Source organism: Campylobacter sp. CFSAN093229 (assembly GCF_011068225.1).
GTDB lineage: Bacteria > Campylobacterota > Campylobacteria > Campylobacterales > Campylobacteraceae > Campylobacter_D > Campylobacter_D jejuni.
This window is the reverse complement of the sequence record NZ_JAAMXB010000015.1, coordinates 1-21,823: the sequence shown is the minus strand read 5'-3', so window position 1 is coordinate 21,823 and position 21,823 is coordinate 1. Positions and strand designations below refer to the sequence as shown.

The window sequence follows — 21,823 nt, the reverse complement described above, 5'->3', positions numbered from 1 at the left end:
AAATTTAGTTTTTATTATATGCAACTAGGATACTAAAATAATGAAAACCGTAGGCGTGGTTATCCCAATCTATAATGTAGAAAAATACTTAAGAGAATGTTTAGATAGCGTCATCAATCAAACTTATAAAAATTTACAAGTTGTACTTGTAAATGATGGTAGTACAGATGAGAACTCACTCAATATCGCAAAAGAATATACTTTAAAAGATGAAAGATTTATACTTTTTGATAAGGAAAATGGGGGACAAAGTACAGCAAGAAATGTAGGCATAGAATATTTTTCTGGTGATTTTTGTTTTAATATCATTAACGAAGAACTGCAAGTTGACAAACATCAGTTAGTAGAATTTTCTATAAAAAATAATAATTCTCGTGCTATTCGCAAAATTTACAAAAGTTCTAATTATTTTGCAAATAAGAAAGAAGCGATCAATTTTAAAAATCCAAACATTGATTTTATTGTATTTTTAGATCCTGATGATTATTGGACATTAGATTGCATTGAAGAATGTGTTAAAAGATCAGATAATGTGGATATAGTTTGGTTTGATTATCAGATGTTTTATGATAATATTGAAGAAAAACATTATAAACATAAAACAAATTTAACAAAATCTCAAATGCAAATTTATGAGTACTATAAACCAGAGAAAATTACATCTATGCAATGGCTTGAGAGATGTTTAAAAATTCAAGCCGACCTTCCTTTTTGGTGTGTGTGGGGGGGTATATATTCTTTTGCTTATTTGCAGAAAATAAAATTAAAATTTTTAGATGGTTTAATTCATGAGGATATACATTTTGGGATATTGCTTTTTGCTCAAGCTAAGCATATATATGTATTTCCAAAAGTTTTATATTATTATCGTATACGTTCAGCTTCTACTGCTTCTTATGATAAAATAACTACTAAGGCTAATATTACCCCCTATATTGAGCATTTGTGTGATGTTTTTGATGGTGATGTTAAAGCAGCTAAAGAATATCATGCAAAAAGCAGTATTTTTTTAAATGCTTGGCATATTAGAGAATTTATTGCCAAGGAGTATGATAAAGAAAAAGGGAAATTACTAGAAGAAGCTTTTTTCATGTTTTTATATTTTTGGTATTTTGATTTTGTGGAGTTAAAACATGATCCTAGAAGAATCAAAGAGCTTTTTAGAGAGCATAAGCCCATTTACGAATGCAATCATAAACGCTATCCCGAATTTGACTTTTTTTGTAAATATGGTTTAGTAAGATATAGAATTCAAAAACAACTTTCTTATAGAATAGGTTATGTTCTTACTCGTGTTAAAATTTATAATTTTTATTTAATTCCTTTTAGATTAATTTTAGAATTTATTAAATTTAAAATGGAAAAAAATAAAAAAAAGCTACCTAAATTAGATGAATATCCTGATTTTAATGATGTGAATCGGGTTAAAAATCATCTTTCTTATCTTATTGGCGAAGCTTTAATTAAGTCTATAAAACAATGGTATTTAGGCAAACCTTTGATTTTACCTTTTGCTTGGTATGCGATATACAAAAAAAAGAAAACAAAGAAGCCCGACTATAAAAAACAAGTTGCTCATAAACCTTATTTTATCCTTCCTGATCATACTTTGCTTAATATTTCTAAATATAAAAAAGCTATGCAAAGTTCTTTAAGTATTTATTCCAAATTTAATGATGCTTCTAGAGCTATAAACACTGATATAATTTGTGATTATGCTTTTTGCACTTCTAAAGATCGATGGTCTTGGTGGATGGTTGATTTACTTGATACTTATTTTTTGGAGAAAATTAGAATTTTAAATGTTAAGAATACTTTTTTAAGATCTAGTATGCGTGATATCAAAATTTATGTTTCAATCGATAATACACAATGGACACTTATTCCTCAAAATTTTTATATATGGAAATATAATAATTTTGAATGCGATGTTGTTATATCTAATAGAGTTGAAGCAAGATATATAAAAATACTTTTAGAAAGAAAGGTTCTTAGTTTGAGTAAAGTTGAAGTATTTAAAAAAAGAAAAAAGGGTTATATTATATCTTCTAAACCAGATGGATTAGGTATGAGAATAGCTAGCATTTTAGTAGGTATGTATTTAGCTAAAAAAATGAATTTCGAATTCGGATTTTTGTGGCATAACTCTATAGATTTGGCTTTCATGGGGATTACACAATCTTGCAAAGATGAAAAATTGAATTACTTAGGCAATTGTATGGATGAGGTTGATATTGTATTTGGTGAAAGTTTTATTGAGCAATATTTTTTACCATCAGAAGGACTAGAATATAGCCATGGTAATGCTATAAGAAAAGATAAAAGAACTTTTGAGTATCTGACAGATCAAGAAAATTTTGAAAAGGAATGGGGGTGGTATTCTACAGATATTTTGCCAAATTTATGGATCGAAGATTGTAAAGAGAGTGAGTGCTTACATGAAATACAACAGATTTATACTACAATTAATTTTTCAAAACAATATCAAGATATTTTAATTAAGGTTCAAGATGATATTGCGAAATTACAAGCTAAATTTATTGCTTTGCATATTAGAGGCGGGGATATTATTTTTTCAAACATAAGAAAAGCTCCTAGTTTTACTCCTGTTATAGAAAGGCTTTTTCCTTATGAGATTGCTTTAGAGATTGCTATAAAAGAATTGGATAAAAATAATAATATTGTAGTCTTTGGGCAAGATTTAAATGCTAATAAAGAATTGGTTGATTATCTAAAGTCTTTTAAACAATATAATCATTTAAAAATTCTTGATATCAGTTCATTTATAGATCCTAATTATACTGAAATGCAAAGAGCCTTTTTTGAAATTAATTTTATGTCCAAAGCCGAAAAAATTTATTCAGCCAAAGAATCAGTTTTCTCAAAATTAGCAATGATGATTTCTGGAAGCAATAAGTTAATATCTTTTCATGATATTTTTTCAAAAGATGAGCAATTGAAATTGATAATTCAAAATATGAATAAATTGTCTTTACATTTTTTGCAAAAAGCTATGTCTTCATTTCGATTATTTCAACTTTCAAGAGAATTAAATTTGCCATTAGAAAATCAAATTAAATATCTTGATGAGGCTTTAAAATTAGACAATGATAATGATGGATATAGAATTTATAAAATGCAATGTTTATTTATGCAACAAGATTATAATCAGATTAATGAAAATATTAAAATAATTTTGGAAAACCGTTATGAGTCTTTTTTTCAAACCTTATTATCACATTCTTTAGGAGCCTTTAATGACTGTTATCAAGATTATATTAATTTCAATGATGAAAAATATCCATATATTTTTATCGTAGGATTTAAAATTTCTAGTTTTTTAGGCGACCTCAAAAGGGCTCAATATTTAAAATTGATCTTGCTAAAAAATAAAAACAATACTGAAAAAGACTTATTATTGAGATATTTAACTAATGATTGTTTTAGTGCTGTAGGCTATGTTAAATCAGATATCAGATATCAATTAGGGAATGCTTTGATTAAAATGGAAATTATAAAAACATTTCAGATTTTATATAGAGAAAAAAAACAAAATAAACTTCTTAGAGAACATCCTATTGGAAATTTAGACTTAAAATCTTGCTCAGATTATTATGAATCTCTAGAATGTAAAAAACATCTTTCTTATCAATTAGGAGATTTGATACTTAAAGCTCATCAAAACAGATATAAAGGAGCTTATTTTATTTTGCCTTATAAAATATACATGCTTTATAAGAAATTTAAATACAAAAAAGGAAAATAATGGCAATAGAATTTGATATACAAGAATCAAAAATTTTAAAAGGAGTGTATATTATAACTCCTAACAAATTTAGAGATTTAAGGGGTGAAATTTGGACAGCTTTTACAAGTGAAGCTATAGATAAACTCTTGCCAAATGGATTAAAATTTATACACGATAAATTCATACATTCTAAACATAATGTTATCCGCGGTATCCATGGCGATGTAAAAACTTATAAGCTTGCCACTTGTGTTTATGGAGAAGTGCATCAAGTTGTGGTTGATTGCAGAAAAGATTCACCAACTTATTTGAAGCATGAAAGATTCATCATAAATCAAGATAATCAGCAAATCATTTTAGTTCCAGCAGGTTTTGGAAATGCTCATTATGTTAGCAGTGAAAGTGCAGTGTATTACTATAAATGTGCTTATTTAGGAGAATATATGGATGCACATGATCAATTTACTTATGCATGGAATGATGAAAGAATTGGTATAGATTGGCCAACAAATTCTCCTATCCTTTCAGAGCGTGATATTTTAGCGATGAGTAAGGATAAATGATGCAAAAAGATTCTAAAATTTATATAGCAGGGCATGGCGGCACTTTGGGAAAAACTCTTTATAATACACTTATAGATGAGGGTTTTAATAATATTATCGTAAAAACAAGAAAAGAATTAGATTTAGTAGATCAAAAAGCTGTGACTGATTTTTTCGCAAAAGAAAAACCAGAATATGTTTTTTTATGTGCTGCCAAGCTTGATACCTTAGGGCTTTTTACTCCAGCCGATGTAATTTATGAAAATAGCGTACTTCAAGCAAATATTATTCATTCATCTTATCAAAATAATGTTAAAAAGCTAATTTTTTATGGTTCTGCTTGGGCTTACCCTCAAAAAGCTATAAATCCCATTAAAGAAGAGAATTTATTAGATGGAAAGCTAGATTTAAAAGCCGTTGCATATGGTTTACCAAAAATTATAGGAACAAAAATGTGCGAAAGTTATAATTTGCAATATGGAACAAATTTTATCACTTTGTATCTTGCAAATTTGTATGGAGAAACAACTGAGTTTGATTTACAAAAAGCAAAAGTTTTACCGGCTTTACTTCGCAAATTTCATTTAGCAAAGCTTTTAGATGAAAATAAAATTGATGAGGTTTTAAAGGATTTGCAAATGAATTTCCTAGAGCAAGCAATGGAATATTTACAAAAATTTGGTGTAAGTAAAGATAGCGTAGAAATTTGGGGTAGCGGTAGTGTAATTAGGGAATTTATTCATGCAAAAGATTTAGTCGATGCTTCTATTTATGTGATGAAAAATATAGATTTTAAAGATATTGTTTCATCTAATGAACCGCATCTTAATGTAGGAAGTGGGGAATTTTTAAGCATAAAAGAACTTGCTTGTTTGATTAAAAATATTGTTGGATTTAAGGGTGGAATTGTGTTTAACAATTCAAAGCCAGATTCTACAATGGATAGAATATTAGATAGTTCAAGATTGCAAAATTTAGGCTGGAAGGCAAAAATCAAGCTTGAAGACGGCATTAAAATGATGTATGAATGGTATTTAAAAGAGCAAAATATAAGACAATGGGAAAAATCATGAAAAAAACAGCATTAATTACAGGATTTACAGGGCAAGTTGGCTCACAAATGGCAGATTTCTTGCTAGAAAACACAGACTATGATGTTATAGGTATGATGCGTTGGCAAGAACCTATGGACAATATCTATCATTTAAGCGATAGGATTAATAAAAAAGATAGAATCAGGATTTTTTATGCAGATTTAAATGATTACTCTAGTCTTCAAAAACTTTTCGAGAGTCAAAGGCCTGATGTGATTTTTCACCTAGCAGCTCAATCTTATCCAAAAACTTCTTTTGATATACCTATAGAAACATTACAAACAAATATCATAGGCACAGCAAATATTTTGGAAAACATTAGAATTTTAAAGGCAAAAGATGGATATGACCCTGTAGTACATATCTGCTCTTCAAGTGAAGTTTATGGTAAAGCAAAAACAGGTGTTAAACTTAATGAAGAAACAGCTTTTCACGGTGCAAGTCCTTATAGCATAAGCAAAATCGGCACTGATTATTTGGGAAGATTTTATGGCGAAGCTTATAACATTCGCACTTTTGTTACAAGAATGGGAACGCATAGTGGCCCAAGAAGAAGCGATGTGTTTTTTGAAAGCACAGTTGCAAAACAAATTGCTTTAATTGAAGCGGGTTATCAAGAGCCTGTTATCAAGGTTGGAAATCTTTCGAGTGTAAGAACCTTTCAAGATTGTCGTGATGCTATAAGGGCTTATTATCTACTTTCTCTTGAGAGTCAAAAGGGTAATATTCCTTGCGGAGAAGCTTTTAATATAGCAGGAGAAGAGGCTTTTAAACTTCCTGAAGTTATAGATATATTGCTAAATTTTAGTGATATGGGGGGGGGTATTGAGGTAAGACAAGTTGAAGATAGGATGCGTCCTATTGATGCTGACTATCAAATGTTTGATAATAGTAAAATAAAGAGTTTTATCGATTGGAAAGCTGAAATTCCTGTTAGACAAATGCTTAAAGATTTGCTAAATCATTGGAGAAATGAAATTAAGAGAGGCAGAATTCCTTTAAATCGATAAAACCATCGATTTAAAGGAAAAATATGTCAAAAAAAGTTTTAATTACAGGTGGTGCAGGTTATATAGGTTCGGTTTTAACACCGATTTTACTTGAAAAAGGTTATGAAGTTTGTGTGATTGATAATTTGATGTTTGATCAAATCTCTCTTTTATCTTGTTCTCATAATAAAAATTTTACTTTTATAAATGGTGATGCTATGGATGAAAATCTTATTAGACAAGAGGTAGTAAAAGCTGATATTATTATTCCCCTAGCTGCTTTAGTTGGAGCTCCGCTTTGTAAAAGAAATCCAAAATTAGCTAAAATGATCAATTATGAAGCTGTAAAAATGATAAGTGATTTTGCAAGTCCTTCTCAAATATTTATTTATCCCAATACAAATAGCGGTTATGGTATAGGAGAAAAAGATGCAATGTGCACTGAAGAATCTCCCTTGCGTCCTATCTCAGAATATGGGATCGATAAAGTGCACGCGGAGCAATATTTGCTTGATAAAGGAAATTGTGTAACTTTTCGTTTGGCTACTGTTTTTGGAATTTCACCTAGAATGAGACTTGATTTACTTGTTAATGATTTTACCTATCGTGCATATAAAGATAAATTTATAGTGCTTTTTGAAGAGCATTTTAGACGCAATTATATTCATGTTCGCGATGTGGTTAAAGGATTTATTCATGGAATTGAGAATTATGATAAGATGAAGGGTCAGGCTTATAATATGGGATTAAGTTCTGCAAATTTGACTAAAAGACAGCTTGCTGAAACGATTAAAAAGTATATTCCTGATTTTTATATCCATTCAGCCAGCATAGGCGAAGATCCGGATAAAAGAGATTATTTGGTTTCAAATGCTAAATTAGAGGCTACAGGTTGGAAACCAGATAATACTTTAGAAGATGGCATTGAAGAACTTTTAAGAGCGTTTAAAATGATGAAAGTTAATCGCTTTGCAAATGTTTAAATAATATTATATAGAAGTTAAGTATATTTTGCTATAATTTTTATAATAAATTATAGCAAAATAAGTAGTAATTCAATGAAAACTATACGCACACAAACTCCTCTTCGTCTCGGTCTAGCAGGCGGTGGAACTGATATAAATTTATATTGTGATAAATATACAGGTTATGTTTTAAATGCAACTATATCTTTATACATACATTGTACTTTGATCGAAAGAGAAGAAGGAAAAATCATTTTTGATTCTCCTGATACAAATTCTTACTCTGAGTACGAAAGTAAAGAATTTTTAGAAAATGATGGAAAATTAGATATTTTTAAAAGTATTTATAATCGCATTGTAAAAGATTTTACAAAAAAACCTTTGAGTTTTTCTTTGCACACTTATTCAGATGTACCAAGTGGTAGTGGATTAGGTGGAAGTTCAACCTTAGTTGTAGGTATTATAAAAGCTTTTGCAGAGTGGCTTAATCTGCCTTTAGGGGAATATGAAATTGCTAAACTTGCTTATGAGATAGAAAGAGAAGATTTAGGCATAGTAGGCGGAGCACAAGATCAATACGCCGCAACTTTTGGTGGCTTTAATTTTATGGAATTTTATAACAATAAAAGAGTTATTGTTAATCCTTTGCGTATTAAAAACTGGATAGCTAGTGAGCTTGAAGCTAGAACTGTGCTTTATTTTACAAATATTACAAGAGAAGCAAAAGATATAGAAGAGCATAAAAAAGGAAAGCTTGGAGATGAAAAATCCCTCGAAGCTATGCACGCTATAAAACAAGATGCTATAAAGATGAAAGAAGCTTTATTTAAGGCGGATTTTGATACTTTGGCGAAAATTTTAGGTAAGTCTTGGCAGTCAAAAAAAATCATTTCAGAAATCGTTAGCAATGATGAACTTGAAAGAATTTATAAACTAGCTATAGATAATGGAGCTTATAGCGGCAAAACTAGCGGAGCAGGAGCTGGTGGATTTATGTTTTTCTTTGTAGATCCTACAAAAAAATATAACTTAATCAAAACTTTAAGCAAAGAGCAAGGTTATGTACAAGATTTTTCATTTACAAAAGAGGGGGTTAAATCATGGAGAATTTAAATTCCTATATAAAAGAACATTTTACAGATTCTATTTTAGTAAAAGAGCAAATTTTAAAAGATGAGAATTTAATAACTCTTATTAAAAATGCTTCATTAGAAGTTATAAAAGCTTATCGAAATGGCAATAAAACCTTACTAGCAGGAAACGGTGGTAGTGCAGCTGATGCACAGCATATCGCAGGGGAATTTGTAAGTAGGTTTTATTTTGATAGACCCGGTATCGCAAGTATTGCACTTACTACAGATACAAGTATTTTAACAGCTATTGGCAACGATTATGGTTATGAAAATTTATTTGCTAGACAAGTACAAGCTCAAGGTGTTAAGGGAGATATTTTTATAGGTATTTCTACAAGTGGAAATAGTAAAAATATCTTAAAAGCTCTAGATCTTTGCAAGCAAAAAGGAATCATAAGTATAGGCTTAAGCGGAGCTAGTGGCGGAGCGATGAATGAGCTTTGTGATTATTGTATAAAAGTGCCTTCAACTTGCACGCCAAGAATTCAAGAAGCACATATTTTAATAGGGCATATTATTTGTGCTATCACCGAAGAAGAGCTTTTCGGTAAAGGTTTTTCTTGCAAGCAATAATACTTTGCGGTGGTTTGGGAACAAGACTTAAAAGCGTTATAAAAGATATTCCAAAACCTATGGCACCGATAAATGATAAGCCTTTTTTAGAATTTATTTTTGAGTATCTTAAAAAGCAAGGCATAAAAGAAGTTATCTTAGCAGTATCATACAAATATGAAGTGATAAAAGAGTATTTTAAAGATGAGTTTTTAGGTATAAAAATAAAATATAGCATCGAAAAAGAGCCTCTAGGAACAGGCGGAGCTATAAAAGAGGCTTTGAAATTTATAAAAAATGAAGCTTATGTTTTAAACGGCGATACTTTTTTTGATATAGATTTAAGTAAATTAAAGCTAAATGGAAGTAAAATTTGTCTTGCTCTAAAACAAATGAATAATTTTGATAGATATGGTACGGTAAATGTTGATGGGCGAGCTCTTGTAATTTCTTTTGAGGAAAAGGTATTCAAAAAGCAAGGTTTAATCAATGGTGGAATTTATCTTTTAGATAAAGATATTTTTAAAGATTTTGCTTTGCAGGAAAAATTCTCTTTTGAAGAATTTTTGCAAGAAAATTATAAAAAACTAAAAGCTAAAGCTCATATTTTTGATGATTATTTTATAGATATTGGCGTGCCTGAGGATTATAGGTTTTTTTATAATTCTCAAGTGTGATTCTATATTATTTTTAACTCTTTTTCTGTGGCAATAATATCTCCTTTATATCCTTTTTCTCTTAAAGATCTTATAATTTCTTCTTCATATAAAGGCGCTGCTATGATAATGGCTTCAAGATCTTTAAAATTTTCTATATTTGGTTCTTGAATGATAATTGAAGAATTTTGTAAATACATTCCTTGTTTTCTTATATCAAGATCAAAGCATTTTTTGATTTTTTCTGAGTTATCAATAAAGGTTATAATAGTATTTCCATGGGCTCCAGAACCATAAATTGCGATATTGTTATAATCATGTAAAAGATTATTTAATTTTCTTATATTTTCTTGAAATAAGGTGTAAATGTTTTTATCAAAAAGTTTAAAATTCAACTTATTTATGTCGCATATATTTGTATTTTTTCTAAAAAATAATCCCATATGTTGTTCTCTATAAAGAAAAATTTCATCTATAAATTCACAACCTAAAGATTGTAAAGTGTTAATTAAAACATTTTTTTGATAATATCCGCAGTGATCATTAAAAATTTCATAAAATCTTCTATATTCAATAAATTCTTCAATATTCGGAACTTCTATATATATAATACCATTGTTTTCAAGTAGTTTAACTACATCTTTTAAAAAGCCTAGAGGTGTATTAATATGTTCTAGTAGATGTCTAAATATAATGAAATCAATTTTATGTTCTAGTCTATCTTTTAAAATATTAAAATTAAAAAATCCGTGTATATGTTTAAGATTATTTATATTTTCCATTTCTAAAGAAACTAAAGATGGATCAACGGTATACATAAATTTTACATTACGTATAAGAGCATTTACCATATCTCCACTTCCTGGAGCAATTTCCAAGCAAATGCTATTTTTATTAATATAATTTAAACACTTATCTTTAATTGTTTTTATATTATTGCTCATGGCTTTTGAGACTATTTTGCGGGAAAAATAGCCTTCACTTTGGTATTCTTTAGAGATTTTATTTAAATCAAATATCGAGTTATAGATGTATCCACAATCTTGACACTGTGTAAAAGTTATAGTGTTGTTACCTTTACAATACCCCCCCCCCGTCATCATTAGTTGTTATAGTTGTTTTTATTTGGGTCGGGTTTTTATCAAGTTTTCCTGAAGAAGTAAAAACATTTAAAGTCTTAAAAAGTTCTTTTTGATCATTTTCACTTTGACATAATGGACAATGCATAATTTTCCTTTCTTAATAATTTTTTAAATATTTTATTATACTAAATTATGTTAATATATTGTTATTGGAAAATTTATTTCAAAGTGAGATTAAGCTAATGAAAATACTTTCGCATCGTGGTTATTGGAAAAACAAGCAGGAAAAAATTCTATTATTGCTTTTAATCGAAGTTTTCTTAATTCATACGGTCTTGAAACAGATTTAAGAGATATGGGGGGGGGTATAGTCATATCACATGATATGGCAAGTGAAAATTGTTTAAAATTAGAAGATTTTTTTAAGCTTTATAAAAAATATAATACAAATTTACCTTTAGCCTTAAATATAAAGGCTGATGGACTTCAAATTCCACTTAAGAAACTTATTCAAAAATATAAAATTACAAATTATTTTGTATTTGATATGTCGGTTCCTGATGCTTTACTTTATATTGATTTGAATTTTAATGTCTTTACTAGACAAAGTGAATATGAAAAAGAGCCTAGTTTTTATGATAAAGCTTGTGGTATTTGGATGGATGAGTTTTATTCACATTGGATAGATAAAAATACCATAAAAAAGCATATTGATAATGGCAAATCAGTTTGTATAGTTTCTTCAGAGCTTCATAAAAGAGATTATAAGAAAGAATGGCAAGAATACAAACAAATAGAAAAAGAGTTACATATACAAGAACAATTAATGATTTGTACTGATTATCCTGATGAGGCAAGGAGGTTCTTTAATGACTAAGATAAAAGCCATTATTTTCGATATGGATGGAGTTTTGATTGAAGCTAAAGATTGGCATTATGAAGCTTTAAATAGAGCTTTAAAACTTTTTGGCATGGAAATTACTAGATATGAGCACTTAACAACTTTTGATGGCTTGCCAACTAAGGATAAATTAAAAATGCTTTCATTGGAAAGAGGGTTGCCTAAATCGCTACATTCTTTTATAAATGAATTAAAACAGCAGTACACCATGGAAATAGTTTATAGTTTATGCAAACCTAGGTTCCATCATGAATATGCTTTATCAAAGCTAAAATTTGAAGGTTATAAAATGACAGTTTGTTCTAATTCTATACGCAATAGCATTGAAGTAATGATGAAAAAATCAGCTCTTGAAAATTATTTAGATTTTTATATTTCCAATGAAGATGTAAAAAAAGGAAAACCTGACCCTGAAATGTATATTAAAGCTATAGAAAGATTAAAGTTAAATCCTAAAGAATGTATGATAGTAGAGGATAATGAAAATGGTATAAAAGCAGCTAGGGCAAGTGGAGCTAATGTAATGATTGTAGAGGAAGTTAACGAAGTAAATTATGAAAATATTAAAAATCATATTTTTAAATTTGAAAAGGAATTGAAATGTTAAATATAGTGGTTCCTATTGCGGGTAAAAGTTATTTTTTTGATAATGAAAAAGATGGTTTTCCAAAGCCGTTTATTGAAATTTGTGGAAAAACTATGTTGGAACATTTTGTTAAAAATTATGAAAATGTCAAGAGTAAACGTTTTATTTTTATACTTAAAGAAGAAGACGTAAAGCGTTATCATTTGGATGATGCAATTAATGTTTTAACTAATAATCAAAGCAAAATTATTATTCTTAAAAATGAAACACAAGGCATGGTTTGTTCTGTTTTGATGACTATTGATGAGATTAATTTAAATGATTCTTTGCTTATTGTTAATATGGATCAAATTTTTGAGTGTGATTTAAATGAAGTTATTTCAGATTTATCTTTAAATGATGCAGGTGTTTTAAGCTTTGAGAGTGTTCATCCAAGATGGGCTTATGTAAAATGTGATGAAAATAATTTTGTTTTAGAAGCTTTTGAAAAAAAACCTGTAAGTAAAAATGCAATAGCGGGATTTTATTATTTTAATAAGGCTAAATTTTTCATAACATCAGCCTTTGATATGATTAAAAAAGATGTTAATTATGAAGGAAAATATTTTATCGCCCCAATATTAAATGAATTAATTTTACAAGACAAGAAAATTATAAATATTTCAATTGATAAAAATCGTTATTTTACTTTTTATTCTCATGCGAAAATTAATGAATATGAAAGGATTAAAAATGCTTAAAAAATTAACTGAAAAATATATTAATGCTTTTAATAAAAAAGATATAAAAGAAGTAGCAAATTTGTTAAATGAGAATTTTGTTTTAGAAGATCCAGTTGTAAAAAGAATAGAAGGCAAAGAAGAATGTTTAAAAGCTATTGAAAATATTTTCAATAGTTGCAAAGAACTAAGCTTTAGTGCTAAAAATATTTTTCAAGATAAAAATACAACTTTTCTAGAATTCATTTTAATGCTTGATGAAACCAGACTTGAAGGTGTGGATATCATAGAATGGTATAATGAAAAAATTGTTGAGTTGCGTGCTTATTTGGATATTCCGAAAGGTTGATTGTGAAAAATTATAAATTAGATGAAATGATTCGTGGTTGGTTTGTGGGAAATTTCGATCCAAGTGTTTTTAAAACTAATAATGTGGAAGTTGGCGTGAAAGAATATAAAAAAGGTGATACCGAAGAAAAACATCATCATAAAATTGCAACTGAAATTACTGTTATTATTAGTGGTAAAGTAAGGATGAATGATAGGATATATTCTAAAGGCGATATAGTGATGATTTATCCAGGTGAAGCTACAGATTTTGAAGCTTTGGAAGATACAACGAATGTCGTCGTAAAACTTCCAGGAGCTAATGATGATAAATATTTAGGAGAATGTCAATGAATATAGTGATTCCTATGGCTGGGCTTGGAAGTCGTTTTGTAAAGGCTGGTTTTGATAAACCAAAGCCTTTTATCGATGTTTTAGATAAGCCAATGATAGTTAGAGTGCTTGAAAATTTAAAATATAAAGGTGCAAGATATATTTTAATAGCAAGAAAAGAACATTTGACTAAAGAAAAAAAGTTAGTTGATAAAATTAAAAATAATTTTAATGTTGAATTTATAGCTATCGATAAACTTACAGAAGGAACAGCTTGTACCGTGCTTTATGCAAGAAAATATATTAATAATGATACGCCATTGATGATAGCAAATTCTGATCAGATTGTTGATGTTGATATAGCTGATTTTATTAATGATAGTTTCAAACGAGGTTTAGATGGTTCGATATTGACTTTTATTGATAAAGAAAAAAACCCAAAATGGTCATTTGCAAAATTAAATAATGATTTGGTAGTAGAAGTAAAAGAAAAAGAAGCTATTAGTGAATTTGCTACAGTTGGGATTTATTTTTTTAATAAAGGAAAAATATTTGTTGAAAGTGCTATAGATATGATTATAGAAAATGATAGAGTTAATAATGAATTTTATACTTGTCCTGTTTATAATTATGCTATAAAAAGCGGTGCTAAAATAGGTATTTATAATATTGATTTTTCCAAAATGCATGGCATTGGAATACCTGAGGATTTAGAAATTTTTAAAGCAATAAATAAATTGTAAGGTTTATTGCATATAATCATAAAAATATTTTAAAATTTTTATGATTATGGGAATATGAAAACTCTACTTATTGATTTAGATGGAACTTTGACAATTGATGAAGAGAATGTAGATTATATTGATAAAAAACCAAATCTTGATTTAATTCAAACTTTAAAAGAGTATAAAAAACAAGGTTTTAAAATCAATATTTTCACAAGTCGCAACATGCGTACGTTTGATGGTGAGCTTGAAAAAATTAAAACTCATACTTTGCCTACAATTATCACTTGGCTTAAAAAATATGATGTACCGTATGATGAGATAATCATAGGTAAACCTTGGTGTGGGTATGATGGATTTTATGTTGATGATAAAGCCATTCGTCCGTCCGAATTTATAAGTTTAAATTATGATCAAATTAAAGAGCTTTTAAAAAAAGAAAATCCTCATAAAGATGGCGGCAATAAATGATACTCATAACTTCTGCAAAATATTCATCTTCTGATTTTACTTTAGAATTTGGAAAAATCTCTCCATCTTTTCTACCGCTTGGCAATAAAAGATTGTATGAATATCAAATAGAGCTTTTTAAAAATTTTAATCAAAAAATTTTTTTATCTCTACCTAGTGATTTTAAGTTAAGCAAATTCGATGAGAAAAAGTTAAAAGAACTTAATGTTGAAATTTTATTTGTGCCAAATAATTTATCTTTAGGCGAATCTGTGGTTTACTGTTTAAATGTTTGTTGTGCGTTTGGTGAAAAACTTTATATTTTACACGGGGATACTTTTTTCAAAGAACTTATATTCAAAGAAAACTCTTTACAGGTTGCAAAAGTTAAGGAAAATTACGATTGGGCTTATTTAGATAATGAATTTAATATACTGTCAAAAACATTAGAAGATGATTTGATTTTAGCAGGAGCTTATAGTTTTTCTCATCCCCAATTTTTGATAAAATGTATAGTTGAAAGTAGTTATTCTTTCGTGGATGGTATGAAAGCTTATTCTAAAGCTTATGCTTTTGATATTATAAAAAATGATACTTGGCTTGATTTTGGTCTTATAACAAGTTATTTTCACTCCAAAAAAGCTGTAAGCACGCAAAGAAATTTTAACAATATAGATATTTCAAATGGCTATATAAAAAAGTCTTCTTCTTGGCAAGAAAAAATAAAAGCAGAGATTAATTGGTTTGATAATTTGCCTAAAGAACTATTTATCTATACCCCTAAAGTTATAACTTATGAGGATAGTTATGAAATAGAATATATTTGCAATAATACTTTAGCAGAATTGTATGTTTTTGGAAAATTACCTAGTTATGTTTGGAAAAGAATATTTAAGTCTTTAAAAGAATTTTTAGACAAGTTGCATTCTTTTAAAAGCAATGATAAAGATATAAATTTTAATTGTAAGGAAAAAACTTTAAAAAGATTGCAAGAATTTAGTAAACAAAGCGGAATTGATTTGCATAAAAATATTGTTATCAATTCAAAATCTTATCCAAGTATTTTGACTTTAGTAGATAAGCTAGATTTTTATATGAACGATATAAATGAATTTTCATTAATACATGGGGATTTTTGTTTTTCAAATATTATGTATGATTTTAGAGCTGGCGTTATAAAAACCTTTGATCCAAGAGGGTTTGATTTTAATGGAAAAATTACTCCTTATGGAGATAAAAAATATGATTTTGCAAAATTGGTTCATTCTGTTTTTGGGCTTTATGATTTTATTATTGCAGGATTTTTTGAGTGTAAAGTTAATAGCGATAATATAGAGTTTTTTATAGAAGAAGATGTAAATATTTTGGATATCCAAAAAGAATTTTTAGATGTGTTTGATATAGATGATAATATTAAAGCTTTGACTTTGCATTTGTTTTTATCTATGTTGCCTTTGCATAATGATTTTAAAGAAAAACAAATGGCTTTTTTAGCAAATGCTTTTATACTTTATGATAAATTTTTTAAGGAGAGCAAATGATTATAATCTTTCCTATGGCAGGACTAAGTAGTCGTTTTGCAAAGGCGGGCTATGATAAACCTAAATATATGCTTGATTTAAAAGGAAATAGCGTATTTTTTCATGCTGTAAATAGTTTTAAAAAATATTTTAAAGATTTTAAATTTATTTTTATATATAGAGATATTGAGAATACTAGCAATTTTATAAAAGAAGAATGTGAAAAATTAGGAATAAAATCTTACGAAAGTGTAAGATTAAAACAAGAAACTTTAGGTCAAGCTCACACAGTAAGACTTGGATTAGATAGGGCAAATATTAAAGATGATGAGAGTATTTTAATTTTTAACATTGATACCTTTAGGCTAAATTTTTCTTTACCTACTACCTTGGATTTTTGTAAAATTGATGGCTATTTAGAGGTATTTGAGGCAGATGGAGAGCAATGGAGTTTTGTTTTAGCTGATGAAAATGACAATGTGATTAAAACTGCTGAGAAAGAAAGAATTTCAAGTCTTTGTAGTAGTGGACTTTATTATTTTAAAAAAACAAAAGATTTTAAAGAAATTTTTGATAGAATGAAAACTGAAAATGATTTTAGCAAGGGAGAATTGTATATAGCTCCTATGTATAATTATCTTATAAAAAAAGGTTTGCTTATAAAATATCATAAAATTTCATTAGATGAAATTGTATTTTGCGGAACGCCTGATGAGTATGAAAGGGTAAAAATTAATGAGAAAGGTTAATTTAATCAAACGTCAAAAATGCGTCATAGATAATACAGAATTAGAGCTTTTATCTAGAGATGAATTTCCTTTGTTTTGTGGTTGTGATGAAAGTGATTTAAAAGATGATTTGATTTGTGAGCAAGAATGGGTTATTTCTAAAGAAGGTGTGATTCAGCTTAAAAATCTTATTCCTTTAGAAATTTTATATGCAAATGGACATGATGCCGGGGTTGTTGGAGCTCTTTGGGAAGAGCATCATAGAGAATTTGCAGATTTTATCATAAAAAGTAATCCTAAGAGTATTTTAGAGATAGGTGGAGGACACGGAAAACTTTCGCAAAATTGCTTAAGTTTAGCCGATATAAAATGGACTATAGTTGAGCCTAATTCAGAAAATAAACATAAAAATGTTGACTATATAGATGGATTTTTTCATAAAGAAATTTTCAACAATAGAAGTTTTGATACTATTACTCATAGTCATACTTTTGAGCATATTTATAACCCTCATGAATTTTTAGAAGAAATTTCCTCTGCTTTGATGGGGGGGGGTAAGATGATATTTTCACTACCAAATATGGAAAAATGGCTTGAAAATAAATTTACAAATTGTCTTAATTTTGAACATACCATATTTTTAAGTGAAAATATTTTAGAGTTTTTATTACAAAAACATAAGTTTAAGATAATTCAAAAACAGTATTTTAAAGAACACAGTATTTTTTATCATGTTTGTAAAGATGAAAGCATCAATACTCAAAATATAGTTTTGAAAAATGAATATGAGAAAAATAAAAAGTTATTTTTAGATATGAAAAAATATTATCAAGAGAAAATTTTATATTTAAATGAAATTTTAGAAAATACTACTAAAAAAGTTTATCTTTTTGGAGCACATTTATTTGGACAATATTTGATCTTTCAAGGTTTAAATATTAAAAAAATTATAAATATTTTAGATAATAATCCAAGTAAACAAGAAAAAAGACTTTATGGAACAAAATTCATAGTCAAATCACCAAAAATCTTAAAAGATCAAGATAACTCCTTGGTGATTTTAAATGCTGGTGTTTATAATGATGAAATAGAAAAAGATATTTTGGAGAATATTAATAATAAAGTTCAAATTATAAGATTTTAATGGAGTGGCAAATGATAGACAATCTTTTTAGTATTAAACAACAAATTAAAAAAGCGATACAATATTGGAAGTTTGATTTAGCTGAGTATATATATGAAACTAACTATTTAAACTATAAGGAACTTAAGGTTGAATATGTTTATTTTTTAATACAAACGGGACAATTGAACAAGATAATATTTTTATTTCAAGATGAGCAAGATAATTTTTTGATTGAAAAGTGTTATTTTTTAAAACAAGATATAAATTTAAAGCAATTGATTTTTTACTTAAAAAATATCGATAATTTAATTATTGGGAATATTGATTTTAGTAATTTATTTACGGACTATTTTTTTGTGAAATTATATGAATTTAATTGTAAATTGAAATATGGTAACATTACAGCAAAAAATATTGAGGAAAATTTTAATTTTATTTTATATCAATCTGCATATGAAATAAGCAAAGCTTATTATATTGCAAAAATAATTGATTATTTTTTAGTTTCAAATAAGAAAGAAGATGAAAAATTCTTTGTTCCATTAGAGTATAATAAACTACCTTATAGTATTTTATCATCTTTGCAAAGAGACTTTCCCTCTCATTATGGCTCGATAATGTATTATGACCTTTTTACTAAAAAAACCAAAGATATTATTAATAAATCTATAACAATAACCCCTATTCCTAAAATTGCCATATGCTTATATGGTTTATTTAGAGGTGATTGGAAAAAAACTTTAGAAAGAACTCTTGAGCAATTTGCCAAACCATTAAATGCAGATGTTTTTATTTTTACTTGGGAGCACTATGCTCAATGGTCCGGTTTTGCGGGAGGTCCTACATGGGCTTGGAGGGTATTAAATGAGGATATTAGAAAAATTATGCCAGATGAATTGAAGAATAATAATGATATGTGGAAATTGTTTCCAAGAGTAACTTCAAAATTATGTGCAGAGTATATGGCTCCTTTGAAATTAGATGATTTAGAGAATATTAAATTAGAATACCCTTGTATAAAAACTATTTATACAGAAAATCAAAAAGAATTTGAACAAAGTCGTACCCCAGATAACCCGTTTAGTGTAAATGGAACTTCATATTTGCAATATGGAGTTTGGAAATCATTTCAATTGGCTCAAGAATATGAATATAAAAATAACATAAAGTATGATTTTGTTGCTATCATTCGAAATGATAGCGAGCCATGCGGAAGCGCCCCTAGTATTGATGATCTTTTAAAACTTAATTTTAATGATGTTTGTGACGATCATATTCCTGCTGGAATGTTTAGCATCGGAAATATCATTGGTAGAAGATTTGCCATTGAAACATTTGCAAATTGGTATCATTATAGACCTTATTTAGAGACATCACCATTGTTTTATTATTCTCCTTTTGCTGCTCATGAATCAGCAATGAAACATTCCTTGGTGCACAATCTTAGAATTTGTAAAGGCTTATTACCTATGATTTATGCTGAAACTTTGTGTCTCAAAGGGATGAGATTGCCTAATATCTCATTAGAATTAAAGCAAGATTTGGAATATTTAAAAAATGATAAAAATCATAGCAAGATAAAGATTCAGGAATTCGAAGATTTTTTTGTTTTTCTTAAAAACTATTTTAAGCCACTTTCAGATAATGCGTATAAATATTCTAGAAATAGTAATGGCGATAATGGTCATTATCATATTCTTGATAACGGTATTATAAAGATCGAAAATTCTTTATCATTTCAATTAGGAAAGGTAATGATAAGTAATTCAAAAACATTTAGCGGTTATATATTAATGCCATTTAAGCTAATTCGTACTATTCAAATATGGAAAAAAGAAAAAAAACATTTTCCTAGCTTACCTTTACATTTTTACTCTGATTATGATGAGGCTTTGAAATTAAAAAATAGTTTTACTTATAAAATAGGAGAATTGTTGATTCATGCCCATAGAAAATGGTATCTAGGTGGATATTTAGAATTTTATTGGAAACTGCTGCAATTAAAACAAAAGTTAAAAAATAAAAAATCTCGGGATAAAATTAAATGACTAATGTTGTATTACTAGGAGAAAGTCATTTTGCTATGAAAAATGGGATACAAAAAGGTTTAAAAGATTCTGGTTGTCATGTTTTGAATTTATCTCTTGGAGCAACTCCTGGAATTCAAAATCTTTATGAAATAATAAGGAATAGACAAATTATTCAAAAAGCAGATTTAATAATTACAGGATCTAATACTCATGATGTTGCTCAATACAATAATTTAAATTTAATAAAACTTTGTTATAGGAATTTAAATTGGCTTTATAAAGAATTATATTTTTTAAATAAAAAAATTATATCTTTTATTTCCCCAATGCCGCAAAATTTTCTTAATCCTGATTGTTTAAATATTGTAGTAAATATTCATAGATTTTTATCTAACTATTATGGTTTTAATTGTATTGATATGCATAAATATTATGTAAAGTCTAATTTGTATAGTTTTCAAATACTGAGAGATGGTGCCCATGATTTTGATTTTATTATGCAAGAACTTGGAAAAAACATAGCAAAAAATTATACTTTTCTTAAAAAACCTAAATCTTTAAATATATTAAATGATAATCCAAAATTTATAATTTTTACACCAGAGGGTAATAAATACTATATTAAAAATAGTTTTTACAATGAACAGATATATGAAATGAACTGTAATACCAAAATAAAATTAAAAGCTGACTATACAGGTTATTTTCCAATTGCTATTCATACTTGGAATTACAATACATTTGATTATGGAGATATAATTATTTCAAATAATAAGAATTTTATATCGAGCAATACTAATGTTTCCCCATATATGTTTGTTAAAGATTTATACAATACGAACTTTCAAATTCAAAACAATACTTTTATTACTGTTTCAAATCTCAAAAAAAATGTAAAGTTAATTTTATATCTATGTTGTTGGCTTCTTATAAAGGTAATTATTATAGAAAGTTACCAGATTCTGAGATTATAAAGTTAAAAAATAAAAATATAACTTTGGAAAAAAATATTGTTGCGACCGTCTTATTCCACCTATACATTTTTATAAAGAAATTATTGATGAATATTGTTTTTATAATAGGCAATTTGTCTTATCGGAAAATCTGTTAAATTTCCAAAATAATTACGGAAAAGCTAAAACAAGAATTCAAAACCAACTTTCTTATAAACTAGGACAAGCTTTGATTATAAATTCTAAAAGTGTATTGGGTTTTCTATCTTTACCTTTTATAATATTAAGTATTGTTATTTCACATAAACAAGAACAAAAGGCTTATAAATTTAAAATAAAGAAAAATTCAAATTTAGCTTTACCTCCTTTAGAAACTTATCCTGATTATAATGAAGCTTTAAAAGAAAAAGAATGTTTTACTTATAAATTAGGAGAAGAATTTATTAAGGCTAGTAAGAATTGGTATGGGGGGGGGTATATCAAGTTTTACTTCAAAGATGTGCCTAGGTTGAAGAGAGAGTATAATAAAAACTAAATTTCATTTCTTTTGGTTTTTATTATATAATTATAATGTATAATAATAACTTATTTTTGTATTAAAAATAAAATTTTTATAAGGAATCTTTTATGCATAATCCGAATTCGGCTATAGAAAGAGTAAAAA

Annotated in this window: 22 protein-coding genes and 1 pseudogene; 21 read left to right on the top strand and 2 right to left on the bottom strand. The window is 27.4% G+C overall.

The annotated features are described in order from the left end of the window. Window positions 1-40 precede the first annotated feature (40 nt). The 8 genes from FBE93_RS07935 (at window position 41) to FBE93_RS07900 (ending at window position 9,700) form a co-directional block, all read left to right on the top strand. Window positions 41-3,766, top strand: coding sequence for a glycosyltransferase (locus tag FBE93_RS07935; RefSeq protein ID WP_165434351.1), 3,726 nt, complete (start codon window positions 41-43; stop codon window positions 3,764-3,766). Beyond that, window positions 3,766-4,311, top strand: coding sequence for a dTDP-4-dehydrorhamnose 3,5-epimerase family protein (locus tag FBE93_RS07930; protein WP_002858844.1), 546 nt, complete (start codon window positions 3,766-3,768; stop codon window positions 4,309-4,311). The genes FBE93_RS07935 and FBE93_RS07930 overlap by 1 nt, the downstream gene beginning before the upstream one ends. After that, window positions 4,311-5,363, top strand: a complete 1,053-nt coding sequence (locus FBE93_RS07925) for an NAD-dependent epimerase/dehydratase family protein (protein ID WP_165434350.1) — start codon at window positions 4,311-4,313, stop codon at window positions 5,361-5,363. Before FBE93_RS07930 ends, FBE93_RS07925 begins: the two co-directional genes overlap by 1 nt. Next, window positions 5,360-6,394: a GDP-mannose 4,6-dehydratase gene (locus tag FBE93_RS07920; protein WP_052803031.1), complete on the top strand. Its 1,035-nt coding sequence runs from the start codon at window positions 5,360-5,362 to the stop codon at window positions 6,392-6,394. Before FBE93_RS07925 ends, FBE93_RS07920 begins: the two co-directional genes overlap by 4 nt. Before the next feature lie 23 nt (window positions 6,395-6,417). Continuing rightward, on the top strand, window positions 6,418-7,356 hold the full coding sequence (locus tag FBE93_RS07915; RefSeq protein ID WP_002934348.1) for an NAD-dependent epimerase/dehydratase: 939 nt from the start codon (window positions 6,418-6,420) through the stop codon (window positions 7,354-7,356). A gap of 75 nt (window positions 7,357-7,431) precedes the next feature. Further along, entirely contained in the window at window positions 7,432-8,451 is a 1,020-nt protein-coding gene (hddA, locus tag FBE93_RS07910) for a D-glycero-D-manno-heptose 7-phosphate kinase (RefSeq protein WP_002934349.1), read from the top strand. Continuing rightward, complete coding sequence (gene gmhA2, locus FBE93_RS07905; protein ID WP_002923024.1) at window positions 8,439-9,044, top strand: D-sedoheptulose 7-phosphate isomerase; 606 nt, start codon at window positions 8,439-8,441, stop codon at window positions 9,042-9,044. The genes hddA and gmhA2 overlap by 13 nt, the downstream gene beginning before the upstream one ends. Beyond that, window positions 9,032-9,700, top strand: coding sequence for a nucleotidyltransferase family protein (locus FBE93_RS07900; RefSeq protein WP_165434349.1), 669 nt, complete (start codon window positions 9,032-9,034; stop codon window positions 9,698-9,700). The genes gmhA2 and FBE93_RS07900 overlap by 13 nt, the downstream gene beginning before the upstream one ends. A gap of 2 nt (window positions 9,701-9,702) precedes the next feature. Here FBE93_RS07900 and FBE93_RS07895 read toward each other — a convergent pair whose 3' ends face one another. Beyond that, the gene (locus FBE93_RS07895) at window positions 9,703-10,782 is read right to left on the bottom strand and encodes a class I SAM-dependent methyltransferase (RefSeq protein ID WP_242631506.1); all 1,080 of its coding nucleotides are present in this window, start codon (window positions 10,780-10,782) and stop codon (window positions 9,703-9,705) included. Beyond that, window positions 10,757-10,906: a sugar transferase gene (locus tag FBE93_RS08520; RefSeq protein WP_072225860.1), complete on the bottom strand. Its 150-nt coding sequence runs from the start codon at window positions 10,904-10,906 to the stop codon at window positions 10,757-10,759. Before FBE93_RS08520 ends, FBE93_RS07895 begins: the two co-directional genes overlap by 26 nt. A gap of 123 nt (window positions 10,907-11,029) precedes the next feature. Here FBE93_RS08520 and FBE93_RS07890 point away from each other — a divergent pair, with 123 nt between their 5' ends. The 13 genes and pseudogenes from FBE93_RS07890 to FBE93_RS07830 all read left to right on the top strand — a co-directional run. Continuing rightward, on the top strand, window positions 11,030-11,638 hold the full coding sequence (locus tag FBE93_RS07890) for a hypothetical protein (RefSeq protein ID WP_242631505.1): 609 nt from the start codon (window positions 11,030-11,032) through the stop codon (window positions 11,636-11,638). Next, entirely contained in the window at window positions 11,631-12,269 is a 639-nt protein-coding gene (locus FBE93_RS07885) for an HAD family phosphatase (RefSeq protein ID WP_002934355.1), read from the top strand. Before FBE93_RS07890 ends, FBE93_RS07885 begins: the two co-directional genes overlap by 8 nt. Beyond that, window positions 12,263-12,988 (top strand): glycosyltransferase family 2 protein, encoded by a 726-nt coding sequence (locus FBE93_RS07880; protein WP_165434348.1) that lies wholly within the window; start codon window positions 12,263-12,265, stop codon window positions 12,986-12,988. The genes FBE93_RS07885 and FBE93_RS07880 overlap by 7 nt, the downstream gene beginning before the upstream one ends. Beyond that, window positions 12,981-13,316, top strand: a complete 336-nt coding sequence (locus tag FBE93_RS07875) for a nuclear transport factor 2 family protein (protein WP_002934357.1) — start codon at window positions 12,981-12,983, stop codon at window positions 13,314-13,316. The genes FBE93_RS07880 and FBE93_RS07875 overlap by 8 nt, the downstream gene beginning before the upstream one ends. 2 nt (window positions 13,317-13,318) lie before the next feature. Further along, window positions 13,319-13,648 carry a hypothetical protein gene (locus tag FBE93_RS07870; protein ID WP_002922027.1) on the top strand — a complete coding sequence of 110 codons (330 nt, stop codon included), beginning with the start codon at window positions 13,319-13,321 and terminating at the stop codon, window positions 13,646-13,648. Beyond that, window positions 13,645-14,370 carry a glycosyltransferase family 2 protein gene (locus tag FBE93_RS07865; protein WP_143725198.1) on the top strand — a complete coding sequence of 242 codons (726 nt, stop codon included), beginning with the start codon at window positions 13,645-13,647 and terminating at the stop codon, window positions 14,368-14,370. Before FBE93_RS07870 ends, FBE93_RS07865 begins: the two co-directional genes overlap by 4 nt. A 54-nt stretch (window positions 14,371-14,424) precedes the next feature. Beyond that, on the top strand, window positions 14,425-14,823 hold the full coding sequence (locus FBE93_RS07860) for an HAD-IIIC family phosphatase (protein ID WP_002922023.1): 399 nt from the start codon (window positions 14,425-14,427) through the stop codon (window positions 14,821-14,823). After that, window positions 14,820-16,343 (top strand): hypothetical protein, encoded by a 1,524-nt coding sequence (locus tag FBE93_RS07855; RefSeq protein ID WP_002922022.1) that lies wholly within the window; start codon window positions 14,820-14,822, stop codon window positions 16,341-16,343. Before FBE93_RS07860 ends, FBE93_RS07855 begins: the two co-directional genes overlap by 4 nt. After that, window positions 16,340-17,071, top strand: a complete 732-nt coding sequence (locus FBE93_RS07850) for a glycosyltransferase family 2 protein (RefSeq protein WP_002922020.1) — start codon at window positions 16,340-16,342, stop codon at window positions 17,069-17,071. The genes FBE93_RS07855 and FBE93_RS07850 overlap by 4 nt, the downstream gene beginning before the upstream one ends. Then, a complete protein-coding gene (locus tag FBE93_RS07845) occupies window positions 17,058-18,194 on the top strand; it encodes a class I SAM-dependent methyltransferase (RefSeq protein WP_002934362.1) in 1,137 nt (378 codons plus the stop codon). Before FBE93_RS07850 ends, FBE93_RS07845 begins: the two co-directional genes overlap by 14 nt. Window positions 18,195-18,205: 11 nt before the next feature. Continuing rightward, on the top strand, window positions 18,206-20,224 hold the full coding sequence (locus FBE93_RS07840) for a hypothetical protein (protein ID WP_002922016.1): 2,019 nt from the start codon (window positions 18,206-18,208) through the stop codon (window positions 20,222-20,224). Beyond that, window positions 20,221-21,180, top strand: coding sequence for a hypothetical protein (locus FBE93_RS08390; RefSeq protein ID WP_207307215.1), 960 nt, complete (start codon window positions 20,221-20,223; stop codon window positions 21,178-21,180). The genes FBE93_RS07840 and FBE93_RS08390 overlap by 4 nt, the downstream gene beginning before the upstream one ends. Before the next feature lie 124 nt (window positions 21,181-21,304). Then, a pseudogene (locus FBE93_RS07830) lies at window positions 21,305-21,694 on the top strand (glycosyltransferase family 2 protein); the annotation flags it as partial. Window positions 21,695-21,823 lie beyond the last annotated feature (129 nt).

Excerpts from the sequence above, each read along its gene's own strand:
- FBE93_RS07935 (WP_165434351.1), top strand. The coding sequence starts at position 41 with ATGAAAACCGTAGGCGTGGTTATCCCAATCTATAATGTAGAAAAATAC.
- FBE93_RS07930 (WP_002858844.1), top strand. The coding sequence starts at position 3,766 with ATGGCAATAGAATTTGATATACAAGAATCAAAAATTTTAAAAGGAGTG.
- FBE93_RS07925 (WP_165434350.1), top strand. The coding sequence starts at position 4,311 with ATGCAAAAAGATTCTAAAATTTATATAGCAGGGCATGGCGGCACTTTG.
- FBE93_RS07920 (WP_052803031.1), top strand. The coding sequence starts at position 5,360 with ATGAAAAAAACAGCATTAATTACAGGATTTACAGGGCAAGTTGGCTCA.
- FBE93_RS07915 (WP_002934348.1), top strand. The coding sequence starts at position 6,418 with ATGTCAAAAAAAGTTTTAATTACAGGTGGTGCAGGTTATATAGGTTCG.
- hddA (WP_002934349.1), top strand. The coding sequence starts at position 7,432 with ATGAAAACTATACGCACACAAACTCCTCTTCGTCTCGGTCTAGCAGGC.
- gmhA2 (WP_002923024.1), top strand. The coding sequence starts at position 8,439 with ATGGAGAATTTAAATTCCTATATAAAAGAACATTTTACAGATTCTATT.
- FBE93_RS07895 (WP_242631506.1), bottom strand. The coding sequence starts at position 10,782 with ATGATGACGGGGGGGGGGTATTGTAAAGGTAACAACACTATAACTTTT.
- FBE93_RS08520 (WP_072225860.1), bottom strand. The coding sequence starts at position 10,906 with ATGCATTGTCCATTATGTCAAAGTGAAAATGATCAAAAAGAACTTTTT.
- FBE93_RS07885 (WP_002934355.1), top strand. The coding sequence starts at position 11,631 with ATGACTAAGATAAAAGCCATTATTTTCGATATGGATGGAGTTTTGATT.
- FBE93_RS07880 (WP_165434348.1), top strand. The coding sequence starts at position 12,263 with ATGTTAAATATAGTGGTTCCTATTGCGGGTAAAAGTTATTTTTTTGAT.
- FBE93_RS07875 (WP_002934357.1), top strand. The coding sequence starts at position 12,981 with ATGCTTAAAAAATTAACTGAAAAATATATTAATGCTTTTAATAAAAAA.
- FBE93_RS07865 (WP_143725198.1), top strand. The coding sequence starts at position 13,645 with ATGAATATAGTGATTCCTATGGCTGGGCTTGGAAGTCGTTTTGTAAAG.
- FBE93_RS07860 (WP_002922023.1), top strand. The coding sequence starts at position 14,425 with ATGAAAACTCTACTTATTGATTTAGATGGAACTTTGACAATTGATGAA.
- FBE93_RS07855 (WP_002922022.1), top strand. The coding sequence starts at position 14,820 with ATGATACTCATAACTTCTGCAAAATATTCATCTTCTGATTTTACTTTA.
- FBE93_RS07850 (WP_002922020.1), top strand. The coding sequence starts at position 16,340 with ATGATTATAATCTTTCCTATGGCAGGACTAAGTAGTCGTTTTGCAAAG.
- FBE93_RS07845 (WP_002934362.1), top strand. The coding sequence starts at position 17,058 with ATGAGAAAGGTTAATTTAATCAAACGTCAAAAATGCGTCATAGATAAT.
- FBE93_RS07840 (WP_002922016.1), top strand. The coding sequence starts at position 18,206 with ATGATAGACAATCTTTTTAGTATTAAACAACAAATTAAAAAAGCGATA.
- FBE93_RS08390 (WP_207307215.1), top strand. The coding sequence starts at position 20,221 with ATGACTAATGTTGTATTACTAGGAGAAAGTCATTTTGCTATGAAAAAT.